The sequence below is a fragment of the Allocatenococcus thiocycli genome (assembly GCF_921292965.1).
Taxonomy (GTDB): domain Bacteria; phylum Pseudomonadota; class Gammaproteobacteria; order Enterobacterales; family Vibrionaceae; genus Vibrio; species Vibrio natriegens.
The window spans coordinates 78,078-97,726 of the sequence record NZ_CAKLCK010000026.1 but is presented as its reverse complement, the minus strand read 5'-3'; the positions used below and the strand labels follow the sequence as shown (position 1 = coordinate 97,726).

Sequence of the window (19,649 nt, the reverse complement as noted above, 5' to 3'; positions counted from 1 at the left end):
GAGGTACAGATGGCTAAGAAACCAGGACAAGATTTTCGTAGTGCTCAGAGCGGCTTAAGTGAGCTGAAGTCGCGCTTATTATTCGTAATTGGTGCACTTTTAGTATTCCGAGCAGGCTCTTTTGTGCCGATCCCTGGTATTGACGCTGCTGTACTTGCCGAATTGTTCGACCAGCAAAAAGGTACCATCGTAGAAATGTTTAACATGTTCTCCGGTGGTGCTCTTGAGCGTGCATCTATATTAGCATTGGGCATCATGCCGTATATTTCGGCATCTATTGTTGTCCAATTGCTAACTGTAGTTCATCCAGCGTTAGCTGAACTCAAAAAAGAGGGTGAAGCAGGCCGTCGTAAGATAAGCCAATACACACGCTACGGCACGCTTGTACTTGCAACCTTCCAGGCTATAGGTATTGCAACGGGCTTACCAAACATGGTCGATAATCTGGTTGTTATCAACCAAACCATGTTTACGCTTATTGCTACCGTAAGTTTAGTAACCGGCACCATGTTCCTAATGTGGTTAGGTGAACAAATTACAGAGCGTGGAATTGGTAACGGTATTTCGTTACTAATTTTTGCAGGTATTGTTGCTGGATTGCCTTCTGCAATCGGTCAAACAATCGAGCAAGCGCGTCAAGGTGAATTGCATGTACTTCTTCTGTTGCTAATCGCGGTATTGTCTTTTGCAGTCATTTACTTCGTTGTTTTCATGGAGCGTGGTCAACGTCGAATCGTTGTTAACTACGCGAAGCGTCAACAAGGTCGTAAAGTATTTGCTGCACAAAGCTCGCATCTGCCACTTAAAATTAATATGGCAGGTGTTATTCCAGCGATTTTCGCATCAAGCATTATCCTGTTCCCAGGAACACTGGCTCAGTGGTTTGGTCAGAACGGTGAGAGCAGCGCGTTCGGTTGGTTAACTGACGTGTCTTTGGCTCTTAGCCCAGGTCAACCGCTGTATGTAATGCTTTATGCTGCAGCAATTATCTTCTTCTGTTTCTTCTACACAGCGTTGGTTTTCAACCCTCGCGAAACAGCAGATAACTTGAAGAAGTCAGGTGCATTCGTACCCGGCATCCGCCCAGGTGAGCAGACAGCGAAATACATTGATAAAGTGATGACACGTCTTACCCTTGCAGGTGCACTGTACATTACCTTTATCTGTCTGATTCCCGAGTTCATGATGGTCGCGTGGAACGTACGTTTCTACTTCGGCGGTACATCACTACTAATCGTAGTGGTTGTAATTATGGACTTTATGGCACAGGTACAGACTCATATGATGTCTCAACAGTATGATTCTGTGTTGAAGAAAGCGAATCTGAAAGGCTACGGCCGTTAATCCGGCGGTAGACTCAGTTTCATTTACGGAGTTTAGCAATGAAAGTTCGTGCTTCCGTTAAAAAAATCTGCCGTAACTGTAAAGTAATCAAGCGTAACGGTGTCGTTCGCGTGATTTGCAGTGAGCCAAAGCACAAACAGCGCCAAGGCTAATTAGCAGAAATTTTTACTTGAAAACGAAGGTTAGGTCGAGTATATTCCTCGGCCTACCTTTTGCGTGCAAAAGAAGTAGTACTCCGCAGCGTATCCATAACGGGCTTTGCTGCGGCTAATTCTTTTATAGAAACACTTAGGAGTGAATAATGGCCCGTATAGCAGGCATTAACATTCCTGATCAGAAGCATGCTGTAATCGCACTAACTGCGATCTACGGCATCGGTAAAACTCGCTCTCAAGCTATCCTAGCTGAAGTGGGTATTGCTGAAAATGTTAAGATCAGTGAACTAACTGAAGAGCAGATCGATCAACTGCGTGATGGTGTAGCTAAGTACACTGTAGAAGGTGATCTACGTCGTGAAGTATCTATGAACATCAAGCGTCTTATGGACCTTGGCTGTTACCGTGGTCTTCGTCATCGTCGCAGTCTACCACTACGTGGACAGCGTACTAAAACCAACGCTCGCACCCGTAAGGGTCCGCGTAAGCCGATCAAGAAATAATCGGGAAGGTAGAGTACAATGGCTAAACAACCAACTCGCGCTCGTAAGCGCGTACGCAAGCAAGTTGCAGATGGCGTTGCGCACATCCATGCTTCTTTCAATAACACAATCGTAACCATTACTGACCGTCAAGGTAACGCTCTTGCATGGGCTACTGCAGGTGGTTCTGGTTTCCGTGGTTCTCGTAAGTCTACTCCGTTCGCTGCACAGGTTGCTGCTGAGCGTTGTGCTGAAATGGCTAAAGAATACGGCCTAAAGAACTTGGAAGTTATGGTTAAGGGTCCAGGTCCAGGTCGCGAATCAACTGTTCGTGCACTGAACGCTGCTGGTTTCCGCATCACAAACATCGTTGATGCTACACCAATCCCTCATAACGGTTGTCGTCCACCTAAGAAACGTCGCGTATAACGTTTCTAGGACAATTGGAGAAGAATCATGGCAAGATATTTGGGTCCTAAGCTGAAGCTTAGCCGTCGTGAAGGCACTGACTTATTCCTTAAGTCTGGTGTTCGCGCGATCGATACCAAGTGTAAAATTGATAACGCACCAGGTGTACACGGCGCTCGTCGCGGTCGTCTATCTGAGTATGGCGTTCAGCTTCGTGAGAAGCAAAAAGTTCGTCGTATGTACGGCGTTCTAGAAAAACAATTCCGTAACTACTACAAAGAAGCTGCTCGCCTGAAAGGCAACACTGGTGAAAACCTACTTCAGCTTCTTGAAGGTCGTCTTGATAACGTAGTTTACCGCATGGGCTTTGGTGCAACTCGCGCAGAAGCACGTCAGCTAGTTAGCCACAAAGCTATCCTAGTAAACGGTAAAGTTGTAAACGTTCCTTCTTTCAAAGTAGCGGCTAATGACGTTGTTTCTATCCGCGAGAAAGCTAAACAGCAATCTCGTATTAAAGCTGCTCTAGAAGTTGCTGAACAACGTGAAAAACCAACTTGGATTGAAGTAGATGGTGGCAAGATGGAAGGTACATTCAAGCGTATGCCTGAGCGTTCTGATCTATCAGCTGACATCAACGAACAATTGATCGTCGAGCTTTACTCTAAGTAAGGTTTAAACTAAAGAGAGGACACAATGCAGGGTTCTGTAACAGAATTTCTTAAGCCACGTCTAGTTGACATCGAACAAATCAGCTCGACTCACGCAAAAGTAACTCTTGAGCCATTAGAGCGTGGCTTTGGTCATACTCTGGGTAATGCACTTCGCCGCATTCTTCTATCTTCTATGCCTGGTTGTGCAGTGACAGAAGTAGAGATTGAGGGCGTACTTCACGAATACAGCACTAAAGAAGGTGTACAAGAAGATATTCTTGAAATCCTTCTAAACCTTAAAGGTTTGGCAGTGCGTGTGGCTGAAGGCAAAGATGAAGTGTTCATTACTTTGAACAAATCAGGCTCGGGCCCTGTGGTTGCAGGTGACATCACCCATGATGGTGATGTAGAGATCGCTAACCCTGAACACGTTATTTGTCACCTAACTGATGACAATGCTGAAATCGCTATGCGTATTAAAGTAGAACGTGGTCGTGGTTACATTCCAGCTTCTGCGCGTATCCATACTGAAGAAGACGAGCGTCCAATCGGTCGCCTACTAGTAGATGCTACTTACAGCCCAGTAGACAAAATTGCCTACGCTGTAGAAGCAGCTCGTGTAGAACAGCGTACTGATCTAGACAAGCTTGTTATCGATATGGAAACAAACGGTACTCTAGAACCTGAGGAAGCAATCCGTCGTGCAGCTACTATCCTAGCTGAACAATTGGATGCATTCGTAGATCTTCGTGATGTACGTGTTCCTGAGGAGAAGGAAGAGAAGCCAGAATTCGATCCGATCCTACTGCGTCCTGTAGACGATCTTGAACTAACAGTTCGCTCTGCTAACTGTCTGAAAGCAGAAGCGATTCACTACATCGGTGATCTAGTACAACGTACTGAGGTAGAGCTACTTAAAACGCCTAACCTTGGTAAAAAATCTCTTACTGAGATTAAAGACGTACTTGCGTCACGTGGTCTGTCTCTGGGCATGCGCCTAGAAAACTGGCCACCTGCATCAATCGCTGAAGATTAATCGATACTAGTTAGAAGGATTAGGTCATGCGCCATCGTAAGAGTGGTCGTCAACTCAACCGCAACAGCTCACATCGCAAAGCGATGTTCAGCAACATGGCTAGCTCTCTAGTACGTCATGAAGTTATCAAGACTACTTTGCCAAAAGCAAAAGAGCTACGTCGCGTAGTTGAGCCTTTGATTACACTAGCTAAGACTGACAGTGTTGCTAACCGTCGTCTAGCATTTGCACGTACTCGTGACAACGAAGTAGTTGCAAAACTATTTAACGAACTAGGTCCACGTTTTGCTGCTCGTCAGGGCGGTTACACTCGTATCCTAAAAGCTGGCTTCCGTGCTGGTGACAAAGCTCCAATGGCTTACATTGAGCTTGTAGATCGCCCAGCTGCTGAAGAAGCTGCTGAGTAATCAGTTCGTAAGAACGAAAAAGCCGAGCGTTAGCTCGGCTTTTTTGTATCTGTAACTTTTCAAATAAGTAAAAATCTAAGCGCGTTATAACTTTGTGACGTTAAGAAATTCACTCTAGTCTGAATATTGAATAACAACGCTTAGCTCTTATTACTTCGCAGCTCTTACTTATTCACCAGACCATAAACCAGTTAAAGAGTCGAGCAAGCCTGTGCTTGCGCCCTGTTCGTTTAGGTATTGCAGAATAACTGGCGCAAACTGGCTAATCATCGAAGCATCAAGTCCTAGCGTATCAAATGCACTTTGTACCGCGCTTAGGCTTTCGACATTACCTAATAAGCTTTGTGCTCCACTCAGGCTAGACAGTCCAGGAATAAGGGACTCTAACTCACTGCTATTTTCACCAGACAGTTGGCTTTGTGCTAGCGCTAGTAATGCACTGCTGCCACCTGCAGCTTGTTCAGTGGATACTGGTAATTGACTTGTCAGCAATTCAGTTAATGGTGAAGACTCGGTACTTAAACTTTTACCGATCATGTCCATCAGTCCGCTCTCGTTACTTTTTTCTACTACTGAATCAAGGAAAGCATGTGCACTGCCGATATTCATCGATAGCAGTGCTAGAGTTAGGAGTGTTTTACGCATAGTACCTCCAACGGTTGAGCGTGTTTTTAATTATTAGGTCGTTAGAGTGACAGTTTATGTTTAAGAGAACAACGACTTTTAACTTAAACAAAAAAAGCGGCGCAAGAGCGCCGCTTTAGAAACCGTAATTGAAATGAATTTCAATTATAGGATGTCTAGTAGTTCTACTTCGAATACTAGTGCTGCGAATGGAGGGATTGCAGCACCTGCGCCACGCTCACCGTACGCAAGATCTTGTGGTACGTATAGTTTCCACTTAGAACCAACTGGCATTAGTTGTAGTGCTTCAACCCAACCTTTGATTACGCCCGTTACTGGGAACTCAGCTGGTTGACCGCGAGAAACAGAGCTGTCAAATACAGTGCCGTCTGTTAGCTCACCGTGGTAGTGAACACGTACAGATTTGTCTGCTGTTGGGATTTCGCCAGTACCTTCAGAGATAACTTCGTACTGTAGGCCAGATTCTAGAACTTTAACTTCTGGGCGTAGAGCGTTGTCTTTTAGGAACGCTTCGCCGTCAGCAGCTGCAGCTTTAGCTGCTTCTTGACGAACTGCTTCAGCGCGAGTGTGTAGCTCTTGTAGCGCTTTGTTGATTTCGTCGATTTCAATTGCTGGCATGTCACCAACTAGTGCAGTAGCAATACCTGCTGCGATTGCATCAACGCTAAGACCTTCTAGACCAGAACCTGCTAGTTGCTGACCCATTTGCAGACCAATGCCGTAGCTTGCTTTTTGTTCTGCAGTTTCAAATTTAATTTCAGACATAAATGTCGCTCTTATTAGGAGTGTTAAAGGTCACAGGATATCAGTTTCGAGCTAAGGTTTAAATGATTGGCTCAGATTGTCTCGTCTGACCATTGAGGGTGTGACTTATCTCTTACTCCAAGTGAATTTTCTGCTAATTTAATCCAAATTCCATTTTACTTGAGTGAAAAACATATACTCTCCGCGCTGGTATTTTTATACTGGCAGTAAGCATTAAGGGGTCTATCGCAATGAATCGTCGCAGAAAGAAAAAGCAGCAAGTCGACTACGTCGAGTTGATCAAACAAAAATACGCTGCTATCGACTGGAAGCAGCCGTTCGACAAAACTAAGTGGTTAGAACGCGTACAGCCAGTTACTGCGTTTTGGCAACGTCTACCTAAATTCCATCAACGAGCATTGATGGTGTTGGTGCCACTGCTGCTTTTGATTCTTATTGTCCCGATGCCAAAGAAAACCGAAGAGTTAGTTGAGCAAACTCAGCCTGTTGATCATCAACGTGTTGCGATTAATTTGAACACCCAAAGTTTGAGCCAGCAACGCACGTCCCAGAACTCTGGTCCAAAGTCTGAAAATTGGAAAGAGTATCAAGTGAAGAATGGCGATACGCTCGCGCAGGTCTTCCGCAATAACCAGTTGTCTATGGCCGATCTCAGCTCGCTGGTCAAAATAGAAGGCAGCGACAAGCCACTGAGTCATATCAGGCAAGGGCAGTTGATTCGCTTTAAGTTCTCTGATGATGGTCAGCTTGATATGTTACAGCTCGAAAAGGGCGACCATTCGGTTATGTTCTTCCGCTTATCTGATGGAACTTTCGGACGCAATAAATAGCGATATCGGCTAAAAGACATGTTGTAAAAAAGACGCGCTCAAGTCGCGTCTTTTTTGTTGGAAGATTGCGGGGAGGTCATTGTCTCGGTTTACTTCGTCGCGGCTTCTCTACGCATGTCGACATGCGGAATACCATCTTCAAGGTAGCTGTCTGAAATGACATTAAACCCGTGGCGTGAGTAGTACTCAATGAGGTGTTCCTGAGCGCCAATATCGATGGTTTGTTCAGGCCAAAGTGCTTCACACTGTGTTAATGCTTCTTCCAGCAGTTTATGACCTAAACCCCCGCCGCGAGCCGTCTTTTTAGTAACGACGCGACCAATACTGACGTTGTCGTAGGTTGTTCCTGCCGGTAATAAGCGAGCGCAAGCAACTAATTCATCATCGTGATAGCCGAGCAGGTGATAGACTCCGTCCAGTGTGTCTTTGCCATCTAGCTCCGGATATGGGCAGGTTTGCTCTACAACAAACACATCGACACGTAATCTCATTAGCTCGTAGAGTTGTAGTGTGGTCAGTTGAGCGAAAGGCAAAGTCATCCAGGTAAGCATTTCTCTATTCCGTTATTGATTTTGTGTTACTGACTTTACTCGGTTTTCTGCTAATACTCATTAACAATGGTTAATTTTAACTGGTCTTCCTGACAAATCTGGCGATAATGTGCCCTCTTTTTCATCCCACCTGAGGATATTCCCCTGTGAGCAAACAAACTTTTGACCACGTAGGGCTAAGCCCGGCGTTACTCGCGACGCTTGATTCAATGAATTACACCCACATGACGCCAATTCAGGCATTAAGCTTGCCGGCGATCCTGAACCAGCGTGATGTGATTGGTCAGGGTAAAACTGGCTCGGGCAAAACCGCTGCGTTTGGTCTTGGGGTTTTATCTAACCTAAATGTGAAGCGATTCCGTGTGCAGTCTTTGGTGTTATGTCCCACACGTGAACTGGCCGATCAGGTGGCGAAAGAAATCCGCACTTTAGGGCGTGGTATCCACAACATTAAAGTTCTGACATTGTGTGGCGGTATGCCAATGGGACCACAAATTGGTTCACTGGAGCATGGCGCTCATATTCTGGTTGGTACTCCAGGGCGTATTCTTGATCACCTTGAGAAAGGCCGAATTGATCTTTCTGAGCTCAATACGCTGGTACTGGATGAGGCTGACCGCATGCTAGACATGGGCTTCCAGGATGCGCTGGACGCTATCATTGATGCAGCGCCGAAAAAACGTCAAACGTTGCTTTTCAGTGCCACTTTCCCTGAAAAGATCGAGCAAATTGCCCAACGTATCATGCAGTCACCTGAGATGATTAAAGTGGAATCGACACACGATACCTCAAGCATCGCTCAGTATTTCTACAAAGTCGAAGGCTCGGAAGCGCGTGATGAAGCATTGGCAAACCTTCTTCTTACTCATCAACCTGAATCTGCGGTTGTATTCTGTAACACCAAAAAAGAAGTGCAGAGTGTGGCGGATGAGCTGCATCACCGTGGCTTCAGTGTGATTGATCTTCATGGTGACTTAGAACAGCGTGAGCGCGATCAGGCGTTGGTTCAGTTCGCGAATAAGAGCGTTTCTATTCTGGTTGCAACAGACGTTGCGGCGCGCGGCTTGGATGTTGATAACCTGGATGCAGTATTTAACTTTGAATTGTCTCGCGACCCAGAAGTACACGTGCATCGCATTGGTCGTACAGGCCGAGCGGGCAGTAAAGGTTTGGCGTTCAGCTTCTTTGGTGAGAAAGATGGTTTACGTGTTGCACGTATCGAAGAATATTTAGATATGGATATCCTTCCTGCGACGTTGCCAGAGAAATCAAAACAACAGCCTTACCAAGCAAAAATGGTGACGATAAATATCGACGGTGGCAAAAAACAAAAAGTGCGTCCGGGCGATATCCTAGGCTGTTTAACCGGGAAAAATGGTATTCCGGGAGCTCAAGTGGGCAAAATTCATTTGTTCCCAATGCGTGCTTATGTGGCGGTAGAGAAGTCTGCGGCGAAGAAAGCTCTGCAAACCATCAGCACGGGTAAGATGAAAGGACGTCAGTTCCGAGCTCGTCTTCTTAAATAAGTATTTAATTTTAAGTAAAGGCTCTTCTATTGAAGAGCCTTTTTTGTTTTTTGCTTACTGGTTGTCTTTTGCTAACCGCGTTTTAATTCGGCTCAAACTGATGGCTGTGATCCCAAGATAGGCGGCAATTTGGCTATCGGTAATTCGTTGTTCTAAATCGGGGTAGTGCTGGCAGAACAACTGATAACGTTCTTCCGGCGAGTAAAGCAGCATAAAGCGTTCTTTGTGCTCTTTATTTAGCAACTGTGTTTCCAGCAGTTTGAGATAAATAGAATGCTTGTCTGAACGCCAACGGTGAAGTGTCTCGATAGGTAAGCAAAATAAACGACAGGCAGTGAGTGTTTCCAATAAATAGAGAGAAGGCTGGTTGTTGATGACGCTTTCGAAACCAATTACCCAGTCTTTTTCCCAATAGAATTCTTTACTGAATTCCTTACCTTGTTCAGTGAGGTAGCTAGCATGGCATAGTCCCTCGAGAATGAAATAGATATGCGAGCCAAATTCTCCCTGAATGCAGAGAATATGTCTGGTCGGCAATTCGAGTTCTTGCCCATGCTCTATCAGTTGTGCGGCTTCTTGTTCGGAAAAGCCATTTTTAGTCAGGTCAGAAAATACGTCGTTTGGCATCAAGGGGAGAAAAGTCTAAAAGTCGTTGATACATTCTAACGTTTCTTGCTCAACAACAGAAAGTCGCTTAATAAAAAAAGCGGCCCTGAAGAGCCGCTAATAGCTATAGAACCTTGATTACTGGTTCAGATTAATTTGATAGATTGCAAAGCCGATTTCATCGGTCGCCACTTGCTTCATCGGGTATTGCGCTTTGTCTTTGATGAACTTCGCTGCTTTATCACTTGGTGAAGTCTCAAAGCGAATATCCAATGGTTTGTCCGATTTAATTGGCGCGAATGACCAGTTGTTGTCTGCACTTGGTGTGACTTCGCCTTGTTCTTCACTGACTCGTGAAATATAAGCCGCCACGACCGAACGGTTTTCATCTGGTGAGTCAAACGCGATAAAGTCTGGCCCTGTACCTGGGAACGTGTTGCTGTATGCTCGATAGTTGTTGGTGGCGATAAGGAAGTCTTGTTTAGGATCGAGTGGTTTGCCGTTGAAAGTCAGATTCACAATACGCTGCGACTCTGGGTTTATTTCTTTACAGCTTGCATCATACTTAGGTGCTTTGGTTACATCGATTTGATAATTAACCCCGTCAATCACGTCGAAGTTGTAGGTACGGAAATTATCCCAGTCAATCAGAGACTGAGGTTGGGTGTTAGCAACATCAATCTGCTTAAACTGACCAGCGCTGCACTCTAACCATTCCTGAACTTGTTTGCCTTTCACTTTTAGCGCGACCAGTGTATTTGGGTACAAATACAGATCGGCAGCGTTACGGAAAGTCAGTTGACCCGATTCCACTTCCGTAAAGTTATTGGGATCGTTTTTACGGCCGCCGGCTTTAAATGGCGCAGCTGCACTGAGTACAGGAATGCCTTCTAAATCCGGGTCGCCCTGAATAAATCGTTCAACATAATCTTTTTGCGCTAAATTCACGATTTGGATCGTCGGGTCGTCCTGAACCAAAGACAGGAAGCTGTACATCACGTCATTCGCTTTACCAATCGGTTGATTAACGAATTCGCGAGTTCCTTTATGGTCACCTTCTAACGCCTTTACGATGTCCGGGTCAGCTTCTGCCAAAGATGCCTCGTTGGCCTTATCAAAGATTGGACGTGCTTCAGATTGCCCGTCAACCACGTGCCATTTGTCATCTTTTTGTTTTAGGACCAAGTCCATGACGCCGACATGACTTCCCCAGCGGCCTGGCATCACCGCAGTTACACCATTAATAGTGCCATTCTTGTTGTCTACACCTTGTAGGTTTTCAAATCCTTTTCCTGGGAAGACCGCATGAGAGTGTCCAAAAGCAATCGCATCAATCTCTTCAACCTGGGTTAAGTAGTAAACCGAGTTTTCTGCCCCTAGCTTATATGGATCTGTCGAAACGCCAGAGTGGGGGATGGCCACAATCACGTCTGCGCCTTCCGCTTTCATTTGAGGGACAAGCTTCTGAGCGGTTTCTTTAATGTCTTTGGCGAAGACTTTTCCTTCCAGGTTCTTTTTATCCCAGACCATGATCTGCGGCGGCACAAAACCGATATACCCGACCTTGATTTGGTGCGTTTCACCATCTGTGTCTTTCATGGTGTAGGTTTTGATTAGATAAGGTTTGAACAAGTGCTCACCGGTTTCTTTATCAAAGACGTTGGCGTTGATGTAGGGGAAGTTGGCACCTGCGAGCGCTTTTTGCAAAAAGTCCAAACCGTAGTTGAATTCATGGTTACCGATATTGCCGACCTCATAATGAAGTTGGTTCATGGCTTTGTAGACGGGGTGAATTTCGCCATCTTTAATTCCTTTTGCCGCCATATAGTCACCCATAGGGCTGCCCTGAATGAGGTCACCATTATCCACTAACACGTTGTTTACGGATTCTGATTGAGCTTGTTTAACCAGAGTAGCGGCTCGGCTTAGACCAATTTGCTGAGACGGCTGGTCTTTGTAGTAGTCGTAGTCCATTACGTTGGTGTGAATGTCAGTCGTTTCGATGATGCGTAGCTTGATCGTGTCAGCCATTGCTGGTCCGGCAAGCGTTAACATTCCGCTCAAAACCGCGACGGAAATAGGATTAACAGCCAATTTCATTAGGTGCTCCAATTCAAGGGGTAAAAGATAAATGTAACGAAATTCTTTGCAACATGATGATTTAAGAGCAGAAAATTGTGAACAAACGCATTTTACTGAACCCTTTTCATATAAAACGCCCCCTTTTTCACGCTTTTGAATGAGACCAAACAAAAACTTCTTAGCAGATTTTTGAATAAAAAATGAAATTTTAGAATTTCAGGTAATATAAACGCCCCGCCATAATGCACGCATACCAAAATCTATGGACGATGAGCAAACACATGGCAGCGAAAGATACAGTCACCACTTTTCCCACATCAAAGCCTCGTTTGGTTTCTGATAACCCAACGGCAGTGACAACGCGATTTGCAAAGCGCTCACTGCAGCCTGGTGAAGTTGCACTCGTTGGTGCGGGTCCGGGTGACCCTGAACTTTTGACTGTCAAAGCACTGAACTGCTTACAGCAAGCCGATGTAGTTTTGTATGACTACCTTGTTTCTGAAGAGATCATGGCGTTGATCCCAAGCGATACTATCTTGGTTTGTGTTGGCAAGCGCGCTGGACACCATAGCGTACCGCAAGAGAAAACCAATCAACTGCTGGTAGATTTCGCTCAACAAGGATACCGAGTTGTACGAGTAAAAGGTGGCGATCCATTTGTGTTTGGTCGTGGTGGTGAAGAGCTCGAAGTTCTGGCTGATGCAGGTGTGCGCTTTCAGGTTGTGCCTGGCATTACCGCGGCGGCTGGAGCAACAGCTTATGCTGGGATTCCTCTGACTCACCGTGATTACGCTCAATCAGCCATTTTTGTCACTGGCCACTTGAAAGAAGAAAGTGATGAGATGGATTGGTCGACACTGGCTCGCGGCAATCAGACTTTAGTGATCTACATGGGGCTGATGAAATCACACTATATTCAGAGTCAGCTTATTAAACATGGTCGCTCAGCCTCAACACCGATAGCTATTATCGAACGTGGTACGCAAATAGAACAGAAAGTATTTACGGGAGAATTGTCCCAACTATCTGATTTATCGAAGGACGCTCAATCTCCTTCTTTAATCGTGGTAGGTGAAGTGGTGCGATTGTCTCAAAAGTTAGACTGGTTTTTGTCTAGTACTGAAATCAACAAAAGTGCTATTGCCAACTCCATATAATTTCAGTCCAAAGATTAGAGACGTAATGCGCCTTCAAGCTTAAAAGGAAATACAAAACATGGACCAACAACGTTTAACTCACCTTAAACAACTCGAAGCGGAGAGTATTCATATTATCCGTGAAGTTGCGGCTGAGTTTGGTAACCCAGTCATGATGTATTCGATTGGTAAAGACTCATCAGTGATGCTGCACCTAGCGCGTAAAGCGTTTTACCCGGGCAAAATTCCATTCCCACTTTTGCATGTCGATACGGACTGGAAATTCCGCGAGATGATTGAGTTCCGTGATCGTACTGCAGAAAAATACGGTTTTGAGCTTTTGGTTCACAAGAACCCAGAAGGTCTTGCGATGGGTTGTAGCCCATTTGTTCACGGTTCTTCAAAGCACACTGACATCATGAAGACTCAAGGTCTTAAGCAAGCACTAAATAAATACGGTTTTGATGCGGCTTTCGGTGGTGCGCGTCGTGATGAAGAAAAATCACGTGCGAAAGAGCGTGTGTATTCATTCCGCGATAAGAACCATACGTGGGATCCGAAAAACCAACGTCCAGAGCTTTGGAAAACCTACAACGGTCAGGTGAACAAAGGCGAGAGCATTCGTGTGTTCCCTCTATCAAACTGGACAGAACTGGATATTTGGCAATACATCTATCTAGAAAATATTGAGATCGTACCGCTTTACCTTGCTGACAAGCGTCCGGTTGTCGAGCGCGATGGCATGTTGATCATGGTTGATGATGACCGCATGGAAATTCAGCCAGGTGAAGTAGTAGAAGAGAAGAGTGTTCGTTTCCGTACTTTAGGTTGCTACCCGTTAACCGGCGCGATCGAATCCGAAGCCAATACGCTGACGGGCATCATTGAAGAGATGCTGGTGGCGACATCGAGTGAGCGTCAAGGGCGAGCGATCGACCATGATCAGTCAGGATCGATGGAACTTAAAAAACGTCAAGGTTACTTCTAAAGGATCTAAGGAAAGATAATGAACAGTGCAGTTGAAGCTCAATTAGCCGAGCTTGGTATCGAAGGCTATTTAACCCAACACCAGTACAAGTCTTTACTTCGATTTCTGACTTGTGGTTCTGTTGATGACGGTAAGAGTACCCTTATTGGTCGCTTACTCCATGACTCAAAACAAATTTATGAAGATCAACTAGCGGCAGTGCACTCAGACAGCCAACGAGTAGGTACAACAGGTGAAAAACCTGATTTAGCCCTACTTGTTGATGGTCTGCAGGCAGAGCGCGAACAGGGTATCACTATCGATGTGGCTTACCGTTACTTCTCTACACAGAAGCGTAAGTTCATCATTGCTGATACTCCAGGGCATGAGCAATACACTCGTAACATGGCAACAGGCGCTTCGACGTGTGATTTAGCCGTGATTCTTGTGGATGCGCGTAAAGGCATTCTTGACCAGACTCGTCGTCACTCATTCATTTCAAACCTATTGGGCTTGAAGCATTTCGTTGTTGCAATCAACAAAATGGACTTGGTTGACTACTCACAAGCACGTTTTGAAGAGATTCGTGATGAGTACCTTGAGTTCTCTGAAAAGCTGACCGGTGATATTGATATTCAAATCATTCCGATTTCAGCGCTTGAAGGCGATAACGTGGTCGACAAAGGTGAAAACCTGGATTGGTTTGAAGGTCCGTCACTGCTTGAGCTACTGGAAAACGTTGATATTGACCACGAGAAAGGCAGCGGTGAATTCCGCTTCCCGGTTCAGTACGTTAACCGTCCTAACCTAGATTTCCGTGGTTTCGCTGGCACGATTTCTTCAGGTTCAGTGAAAGTGGGAGACAAGATCAAAGCACTTCCATCAGGTAAAACGTCGACAGTTGCACGAATCGTAACTTTTGATGGCGATATCGAAGAAGCACGCGCAGGTCTTGCAGTAACGCTGACTTTGAACGACGAAATCGATATTAGCCGTGGTGATTTGATTGTTTTAGAAAATGCTCAGGTAGAAACCACAAACCATCTTCTTGCAGACGTTGTGTGGATGACTGAACAGCCACTTCAACCAGGTCGTGATTACGATATTAAGATCGCGGGCAAGAAAACGGTTGGTCACGTTGAGACGATTCGCCATCAATACGACATCAACAACCTTTCTAGCCATAGTGCGGCCGAGTTGCCACTGAATGGTATTGGTTTGTGTGAGTGGTCATTGAACGAGTCTGTTGCACTTGATAATTACCAAGATTGTGCAGACACGGGTGGTTTCATCATTATCGACCGTCTGACTAACGTTACTGTTGGTGCCGGGATGGTAAAAGAAAGCCTGGCATTGGTAGAGCGTGATCTGACCGATATCTCTGCATTTGAACTGGAGCTTAATGCACTGGTTCGCAAACACTTCCCGCATTGGGAAGCTAAAGACCTAAGCCAATTACTTAAAAAGTAATTGGTGTTCCTGAGCAGTGAAGGAGCCAATTTTGCCTCTTTTTCTGCTCAGGTTTTTAGCCCGACTGAGTTGCGAAATGCAGTCTGGCTCTTTTCCCCCAGAAACCAGAATGCACGATGAAGTGTGAGTCATTCTGGCTTTCTTTTTCGCTTGCTTTGCTCTGGTTACTTATTTTCTCGCTCTGCAACATTTGATGTGCAGTCGCTGTTTTCGCCCTGTTCGGGCTATTTGGTAAGGAAAGGCTATGTGGGAACAAGGATTTGTATTAGCGATTTTGCTTGGCATTATCACTTGTTTGCTTGTCACGAAAATTAAGCCTAGTTATGTTTTTGCTGGTGCAGCCTTTATTTCGTTTCTAGCTGGTATGATGGATTTGACATCCATTGCCTCTAACTTTACCAACTCGTCATTACTAACCTTAGTGTTACTAATACTTGCGTCGTGTGCCTTAGAAAAAACGCTTCTTATCAGCTGGGTCAGTCGCAGTATCTCTGAAGGACATTTAGGTAGTGTTATCGCTAAGTTGGGACTCTCTACGGCGTTGCTATCATCGTTCACCAATAATACGGCTGTTGTCGTATCTCTGATTGGCGCTATCAAACGAAACCAGCAGCATGCGCCGTCAAAGCTATTAATCCCACTTTCATACGCGGCTATTTTGGGCGGCACATTGACCTTGATCGGCACGTCGACCAACCTCATTATCAATAGCTTCGTGGAAGATGCAGGCTTACCTAGCTTAGGATTTTTTACTCCGACGCTGATTGGTTTAGCGGTTTTGGCTGGTGGCTTACTGATCTTGATTCCACTGAGCTACCTGCTGCCGAATTATGATGATCAAACTCAGGAAGATCTGCCTTATTTCCTTGAATCACGCGTTGAACCGGGCTCGCCATTAGTTGGGCGTACGGTTAGCGAAAATAATTTACGTGCGTTACGTAAACTGTTCTTGGCAGAAGTCATACGTGATGGCGTTACTGTCTCGTCAGTCGGGCCTGAGTTTGTGCTTAATGCAAAAGACCGCTTACTGTTTTGTGGCGATGTCGAAAGTGTCGCGACGTTGCAGGAAATCCCTGGCCTGACGCTGTTTGGTCATCAGCACTTGAATGGACAAAACTTCCGAGAAGTTGTCGTCAGTTCTTCGGCTACTTTTTGTCATAAAACGCTGAAAGAGAGCCGATTTCGTGACCGTTTTGATGCGGTTGTTGTCGCTATCCGCCGTGGCCATGAGCGACTAGAAGGCGGGTTGGGCAGTATTAAACTTGCCCCAGGTGACACCTTAGTGTTGGTTCCGGGTAAGCGATTTGAATCTGAGCGTCGTGCGCATCGTAAAGAGTTCGTATTGGTGCATGATTTGGACTCGAGCGCACGTCTGGACGCAAACAAATCTTCTATCGTATTACTCGGTTTCGCCGCGGTCATTGGCTGTGCGTTACTGGATCTGGTGCCAATCATAAAAGGGCTGGCGGTTTACATTTTATCCCTGCTGGCATTTGGCATTGTGCAAGTTTCTGAACTTCGCCGACGTTTTCCGATCGACATTGTTGTGATTGTTGGCTCTGCGCTTTCCATAGCTCAGTTAATGATCTCTTCGGGGTTATCCGTCAGGATGGGTGAGATGTTTATCCAGGCCTTTAATGGCTGGGGCGTTTTCGGCGCGTTGGTTGCGACGTATATCATGACGCTGGTGTTAACTGAATTAGTCACCAATAACGCAGCTGCAGCGCTCTCTTTTCCTATCGGCTACAGTATGGCGATAGGGTATGGCGTCGATCCAATGCCATTTATTATGGCGGTACTGTTTGGCGCAAGTGCGAGCTTTATTTCTCCCTACGGTTATCAAACTAACTTGTTGGTTTACAGCGTAGGTAATTACAAATTGACCGATTATGTGCGAATTGGTGTGCCGATTTCTATTGTGTATTCCGTATTAGTACTGACACTGATTCCGGTCTTCTTTCCGTTTTAATTCCGATATTTACAAGGATACGTTATGACAGCCGACACCACGGTAAAAGATGAAAACATTGTTTGGCATCAGCACTCGGTTGATAAAAAGTTTCGTGCTGACTTAAAGCAACAAAAACCAGCAGTACTCTGGTTTACGGGCTTATCTGGTGCGGGTAAATCAACCGTAGCGGGCGCATTGGAAAATCGTCTTGCTGAGCTTGGTTACCATACTTATTTACTTGATGGTGATAATGTTCGTCACGGGTTGTGCAGTGATTTAGGCTTTTCTGAGCAGGATCGTCGCGAGAATATTCGCCGCATCGGGGAGTTGGCTAAGTTGATGGCCGACGCAGGTTTGATTATTCTGTCTGCTTTTATTTCTCCTCATCGAGCTGAGCGCCAACTGGTACGCGATCTATTACCGGAAGGTGAGTTTATCGAAGTGTTTGTCAATGCTTCTCTGGAGGTGTGTGAAGGACGTGATCCTAAAGGGTTGTACCGTAAAGCTCGCGCAGGGGAAATTCCAAACTTCACGGGTATTGACTCGGAATATCAAGCACCTGAAAACCCAGAAATAGATTTACCAGCGGGAGAAAAGAGTGTCAATGAGTTGGTAGAACTGTGTATCAATGACTTAAAACAGCGTGGTGTGATCCGCTAAATAAGCATTTAGATCATGGGTGACTCAAAAGTCGTGAAAGTGTTTAAAGAGCTTTTGGAACATAGGTGACCAAAAGCTCTTACTGCATAACTAAACGGTGTGGTCTACGCGACTGTGTGATTCTGTGTTTACAGTAAACTTATGATTTATAAGTGCTATTAATTGGTCGTAGTAATCTGTGTTGAGTTTGTTGCCAAGTAGCTTACACAGTTCGTTGCCCGTTAAGGTAAATCGATAATAAAGCAACCTTACTCCTTTGGTGTTGGCGTGGAGTGATAGGTTTTTACCTTGGTAAGTGAGAATTAAGGGTGTTTCAACACTGATTTCTCCAGACTCGAGCTCGGCACTGTGCAGCAGTCCCAACTCAATTAACATCAATAAGCTGGAGTAGGGGAGCTGGAACGTCCCCATGTTCAGATTGCTGGTGGTATCCCGCTTGCCAAAGCTGAAAATACCGTTCTGAGCTTTATAACCAATCAACAACTTACGGCTGCCATCACCACCAAAGCTGCAAGCCAAAGAGGCCGCTCTTTGTAGTGTCTGTGCTTCTTTAGGTGACATGTCTTTGAGGGCTTTAAGCGCCTTCATCGATGTGGAACCGGGGTTGGTCACCTCCCGCTTGAGCACCTGCGCCCATAGTTTCTGCATCGCACTGTTGTGAATATCCTGAGCCATGTCGAAAAAGCGATACAACCAATCCTGTTCCGGCTCGCCCGCAGTTTCGTCTCGGCAAGCACCGTGGGCCAATTTTAACACCTGTTCAAGGTTCTGTTGCCGTTGCTCCTGACGTCGTTGCTCGCGCAGCTGAGCTCTCTCAAAGGTCGATTGCTTCGGAGTATCGGCTTGAAGCAAGGCATCGAGCCCATAACTTTGTGCAATGTTTTGAATTCGACTGGTACTGTCTTTGATATAGCTGCTTTTCGTGTCGTTTTTAGGACGTTGCTGGGAGTTGGGCTGTTGTACCATTACGCTAGGTTTCTTTGCTGATTCTGCCATTTATGTTCCTACTCAGGTAGCGACGAGTCACGCTTGCCTCAATTTACATCTTAATCCGCTTAACGACCAGAAAGTGACTATCAAAATTTGATCAAATTAAGGCTATCCAAGATGATAACAAATTGTTAAAATTGTTATCGTTATTTTGGAGGGGCAATGAAGTTCTCGGAAGCAAGCAAACTGAAAAAGCACCTGTCGATAGCGTTTCTTTTGATTCTCTATGTGGGCGTTCTAGCGTACCTGTCTCGCTATATTATGTAACACCAATCTAAATAAGCATTTGCTTATTCATTCGGGTGGAGATCACTGATAGCTGCGTTATATGTTTTGTCATTAGAATAACCAGTTACCGCAAGTTGTACTTTGACCTAAGCTATTTTTCCTGCACAGAGCCTGACTACTTATTTATCCAGACTGGTATCTCTTCACATATGAAAATGGCGCCTAAGCGACGCCATGGATTTACCTAAAAATTCGAGATATTACATATCGTCGTAACTTTCTATTTTTGTCCCTTCGATCAAATACGCTGTTTGAGCTAGCTCATGGCTAATGACTTCGGTTTTAAGCGTTCCGACCACGTAAACCACATCCCAAAGCTCCTGAACTGGCGCTCCTTCTGGGAACTTCACGTAAATGATTTGATTTGGTGGTGGCGGTGGGACGTGAATACATGCCCCGAAGTAGGGTACCAACAGAAACTCAGTCACTGTGTTGGCGTCACCTTCTAGCGGAATGACAAATCCTGGTATTTTTACCAAACTGCCATTCAGCTCCGTTCTCACACTGCCAATCTTAGATTGTTGTGCTGCGCCACCACTATGCTCTGACGCCGAAGGCATGCCGACACTATCAAACAGTTTCCGTTCTGATTCTGGAACCAGATCAAGCCAGTCGATCTTCAATGGCTCGTCACTTGCCATTACCGGTGCCGTAAAAGAAATCACCAGCAAGCAGCTAGCGAGTATTTTTTTCCACATTT

General features: G+C 45.4%; 21 protein-coding genes. 14 read left to right on the top strand and 7 right to left on the bottom strand.

Annotated elements, in window-relative coordinates; translation table 11 throughout:
* The first annotated feature begins 9 nt into the window (after positions 1–9).
* The 7 genes from secY (at position 10) to rplQ (ending at position 4,482) form a co-directional block, all read left to right on the top strand.
* Positions 10–1,344: a preprotein translocase subunit SecY gene (gene secY / locus L9Q40_RS09330; RefSeq protein ID WP_014230670.1), complete on the top strand. Its 1,335-nt coding sequence runs from the start codon at positions 10–12 to the stop codon at positions 1,342–1,344.
* A gap of 38 nt (positions 1,345–1,382) precedes the next feature.
* Positions 1,383–1,496, top strand: a complete 114-nt coding sequence (gene rpmJ / locus L9Q40_RS09325; RefSeq protein WP_000868186.1) for a 50S ribosomal protein L36 — start codon at positions 1,383–1,385, stop codon at positions 1,494–1,496.
* A 149-nt stretch (positions 1,497–1,645) separates the two neighbouring features.
* Positions 1,646–2,002, top strand: a complete 357-nt coding sequence (rpsM, locus tag L9Q40_RS09320) for a 30S ribosomal protein S13 (RefSeq protein WP_005383154.1) — start codon at positions 1,646–1,648, stop codon at positions 2,000–2,002.
* Positions 2,003–2,020: 18 nt separating this feature from the next.
* Positions 2,021–2,410 carry a 30S ribosomal protein S11 gene (gene rpsK / locus L9Q40_RS09315; RefSeq protein ID WP_001118870.1) on the top strand — a complete coding sequence of 130 codons (390 nt, stop codon included), beginning with the start codon at positions 2,021–2,023 and terminating at the stop codon, positions 2,408–2,410.
* Positions 2,411–2,437: 27 nt separating this feature from the next.
* The gene (gene rpsD, locus L9Q40_RS09310) at positions 2,438–3,058 is read left to right on the top strand and encodes a 30S ribosomal protein S4 (RefSeq protein ID WP_014230671.1); all 621 of its coding nucleotides are present in this window, start codon (positions 2,438–2,440) and stop codon (positions 3,056–3,058) included.
* Between the two features lie 24 nt (positions 3,059–3,082).
* Entirely contained in the window at positions 3,083–4,075 is a 993-nt protein-coding gene (locus L9Q40_RS09305) for a DNA-directed RNA polymerase subunit alpha (RefSeq protein WP_014230672.1), read from the top strand.
* 26 nt (positions 4,076–4,101) lie between these two features.
* Entirely contained in the window at positions 4,102–4,482 is a 381-nt protein-coding gene (gene rplQ, locus L9Q40_RS09300) for a 50S ribosomal protein L17 (protein ID WP_005383141.1), read from the top strand.
* 168 nt (positions 4,483–4,650) lie between these two features.
* Here the strand turns inward: rplQ and L9Q40_RS09295 are convergent, their stop codons facing one another.
* Together L9Q40_RS09295 and bamJ are read right to left on the bottom strand one after the other, a co-directional pair.
* Entirely contained in the window at positions 4,651–5,127 is a 477-nt protein-coding gene (locus L9Q40_RS09295) for a DUF2780 domain-containing protein (protein ID WP_498793097.1), read from the bottom strand.
* A gap of 144 nt (positions 5,128–5,271) precedes the next feature.
* Positions 5,272–5,892: a BamJ family beta-barrel-assembly machinery protein gene (bamJ, locus tag L9Q40_RS09290; RefSeq protein WP_014230674.1), complete on the bottom strand. Its 621-nt coding sequence runs from the start codon at positions 5,890–5,892 to the stop codon at positions 5,272–5,274.
* Positions 5,893–6,122: 230 nt separating this feature from the next.
* Here bamJ and L9Q40_RS09285 point away from each other — a divergent pair, with 230 nt between their 5' ends.
* The gene (locus L9Q40_RS09285; protein WP_014230675.1) at positions 6,123–6,722 is read left to right on the top strand and encodes a LysM-like peptidoglycan-binding domain-containing protein; all 600 of its coding nucleotides are present in this window, start codon (positions 6,123–6,125) and stop codon (positions 6,720–6,722) included.
* Positions 6,723–6,811: 89 nt separating this feature from the next.
* Here L9Q40_RS09285 and L9Q40_RS09280 read toward each other — a convergent pair whose 3' ends face one another.
* Positions 6,812–7,273: a GNAT family N-acetyltransferase gene (locus L9Q40_RS09280; protein ID WP_014230676.1), complete on the bottom strand. Its 462-nt coding sequence runs from the start codon at positions 7,271–7,273 to the stop codon at positions 6,812–6,814.
* Positions 7,274–7,419: 146 nt separating this feature from the next.
* Between L9Q40_RS09280 and dbpA the strand changes: the two genes are divergently transcribed.
* Positions 7,420–8,799, top strand: coding sequence for an ATP-dependent RNA helicase DbpA (dbpA, locus tag L9Q40_RS09275; protein ID WP_014230677.1), 1,380 nt, complete (start codon positions 7,420–7,422; stop codon positions 8,797–8,799).
* A 54-nt stretch (positions 8,800–8,853) separates the two neighbouring features.
* Here dbpA and L9Q40_RS09270 read toward each other — a convergent pair whose 3' ends face one another.
* On the bottom strand, positions 8,854–9,426 hold the full coding sequence (locus L9Q40_RS09270; protein WP_498793096.1) for a Crp/Fnr family transcriptional regulator: 573 nt from the start codon (positions 9,424–9,426) through the stop codon (positions 8,854–8,856).
* Positions 9,427–9,543: 117 nt separating this feature from the next.
* Positions 9,544–11,505, bottom strand: a complete 1,962-nt coding sequence (locus L9Q40_RS09265) for a bifunctional 2',3'-cyclic-nucleotide 2'-phosphodiesterase/3'-nucleotidase (RefSeq protein WP_498793095.1) — start codon at positions 11,503–11,505, stop codon at positions 9,544–9,546.
* Between the two features lie 263 nt (positions 11,506–11,768).
* On the opposite strand from L9Q40_RS09265, the gene cobA reads away from it, so the two are divergent.
* From cobA to cysC, 5 genes are all read left to right on the top strand, one after another.
* The gene (gene cobA, locus L9Q40_RS09260; protein WP_020335811.1) at positions 11,769–12,644 is read left to right on the top strand and encodes a uroporphyrinogen-III C-methyltransferase; all 876 of its coding nucleotides are present in this window, start codon (positions 11,769–11,771) and stop codon (positions 12,642–12,644) included.
* 58 nt (positions 12,645–12,702) lie between these two features.
* A complete protein-coding gene (gene cysD, locus L9Q40_RS09255; RefSeq protein ID WP_014230681.1) occupies positions 12,703–13,611 on the top strand; it encodes a sulfate adenylyltransferase subunit CysD in 909 nt (302 codons plus the stop codon).
* A gap of 18 nt (positions 13,612–13,629) precedes the next feature.
* On the top strand, positions 13,630–15,060 hold the full coding sequence (cysN, locus tag L9Q40_RS09250; protein WP_014230682.1) for a sulfate adenylyltransferase subunit CysN: 1,431 nt from the start codon (positions 13,630–13,632) through the stop codon (positions 15,058–15,060).
* Between the two features lie 244 nt (positions 15,061–15,304).
* Positions 15,305–17,029, top strand: a complete 1,725-nt coding sequence (locus tag L9Q40_RS09245) for an SLC13 family permease (RefSeq protein WP_118117613.1) — start codon at positions 15,305–15,307, stop codon at positions 17,027–17,029.
* 24 nt (positions 17,030–17,053) lie between these two features.
* Positions 17,054–17,671 (top strand): adenylyl-sulfate kinase, encoded by a 618-nt coding sequence (gene cysC, locus L9Q40_RS09240; RefSeq protein ID WP_498793094.1) that lies wholly within the window; start codon positions 17,054–17,056, stop codon positions 17,669–17,671.
* Positions 17,672–17,761: 90 nt separating this feature from the next.
* On the opposite strand, the gene L9Q40_RS09235 is transcribed toward cysC, so the two are convergent.
* Complete coding sequence (locus L9Q40_RS09235; RefSeq protein WP_498793093.1) at positions 17,762–18,667, bottom strand: TIGR03899 family protein; 906 nt, start codon at positions 18,665–18,667, stop codon at positions 17,762–17,764.
* Positions 18,668–19,149: 482 nt separating this feature from the next.
* A complete protein-coding gene (locus tag L9Q40_RS09230; RefSeq protein WP_014230686.1) occupies positions 19,150–19,647 on the bottom strand; it encodes a DUF3299 domain-containing protein in 498 nt (165 codons plus the stop codon).
* Positions 19,648–19,649: the final 2 nt, after the last annotated feature.

Bases quoted from the DNA above. Each gene is read 5' to 3' on its own strand.
- L9Q40_RS09265 (WP_498793095.1), bottom strand. From the start codon at position 11,505: ATGAAATTGGCTGTTAATCCTATTTCCGTCGCGGTTTTGAGCGGAATG.
- cysD (WP_014230681.1), top strand. From the start codon at position 12,703: ATGGACCAACAACGTTTAACTCACCTTAAACAACTCGAAGCGGAGAGT.
- cobA (WP_020335811.1), top strand. From the start codon at position 11,769: ATGGCAGCGAAAGATACAGTCACCACTTTTCCCACATCAAAGCCTCGT.
- secY (WP_014230670.1), top strand. From the start codon at position 10: ATGGCTAAGAAACCAGGACAAGATTTTCGTAGTGCTCAGAGCGGCTTA.
- L9Q40_RS09295 (WP_498793097.1), bottom strand. From the start codon at position 5,127: ATGCGTAAAACACTCCTAACTCTAGCACTGCTATCGATGAATATCGGC.
- L9Q40_RS09245 (WP_118117613.1), top strand. From the start codon at position 15,305: ATGTGGGAACAAGGATTTGTATTAGCGATTTTGCTTGGCATTATCACT.
- cysN (WP_014230682.1), top strand. From the start codon at position 13,630: ATGAACAGTGCAGTTGAAGCTCAATTAGCCGAGCTTGGTATCGAAGGC.
- L9Q40_RS09305 (WP_014230672.1), top strand. From the start codon at position 3,083: ATGCAGGGTTCTGTAACAGAATTTCTTAAGCCACGTCTAGTTGACATC.
- L9Q40_RS09280 (WP_014230676.1), bottom strand. From the start codon at position 7,273: ATGCTTACCTGGATGACTTTGCCTTTCGCTCAACTGACCACACTACAA.
- rpsM (WP_005383154.1), top strand. From the start codon at position 1,646: ATGGCCCGTATAGCAGGCATTAACATTCCTGATCAGAAGCATGCTGTA.
- cysC (WP_498793094.1), top strand. From the start codon at position 17,054: ATGACAGCCGACACCACGGTAAAAGATGAAAACATTGTTTGGCATCAG.
- rpsD (WP_014230671.1), top strand. From the start codon at position 2,438: ATGGCAAGATATTTGGGTCCTAAGCTGAAGCTTAGCCGTCGTGAAGGC.
- L9Q40_RS09285 (WP_014230675.1), top strand. From the start codon at position 6,123: ATGAATCGTCGCAGAAAGAAAAAGCAGCAAGTCGACTACGTCGAGTTG.
- bamJ (WP_014230674.1), bottom strand. From the start codon at position 5,892: ATGTCTGAAATTAAATTTGAAACTGCAGAACAAAAAGCAAGCTACGGC.
- L9Q40_RS09230 (WP_014230686.1), bottom strand. From the start codon at position 19,647: ATGTGGAAAAAAATACTCGCTAGCTGCTTGCTGGTGATTTCTTTTACG.
- L9Q40_RS09235 (WP_498793093.1), bottom strand. From the start codon at position 18,667: ATGGCAGAATCAGCAAAGAAACCTAGCGTAATGGTACAACAGCCCAAC.
- rpsK (WP_001118870.1), top strand. From the start codon at position 2,021: ATGGCTAAACAACCAACTCGCGCTCGTAAGCGCGTACGCAAGCAAGTT.
- rplQ (WP_005383141.1), top strand. From the start codon at position 4,102: ATGCGCCATCGTAAGAGTGGTCGTCAACTCAACCGCAACAGCTCACAT.
- L9Q40_RS09270 (WP_498793096.1), bottom strand. From the start codon at position 9,426: ATGCCAAACGACGTATTTTCTGACCTGACTAAAAATGGCTTTTCCGAA.
- rpmJ (WP_000868186.1), top strand. From the start codon at position 1,383: ATGAAAGTTCGTGCTTCCGTTAAAAAAATCTGCCGTAACTGTAAAGTA.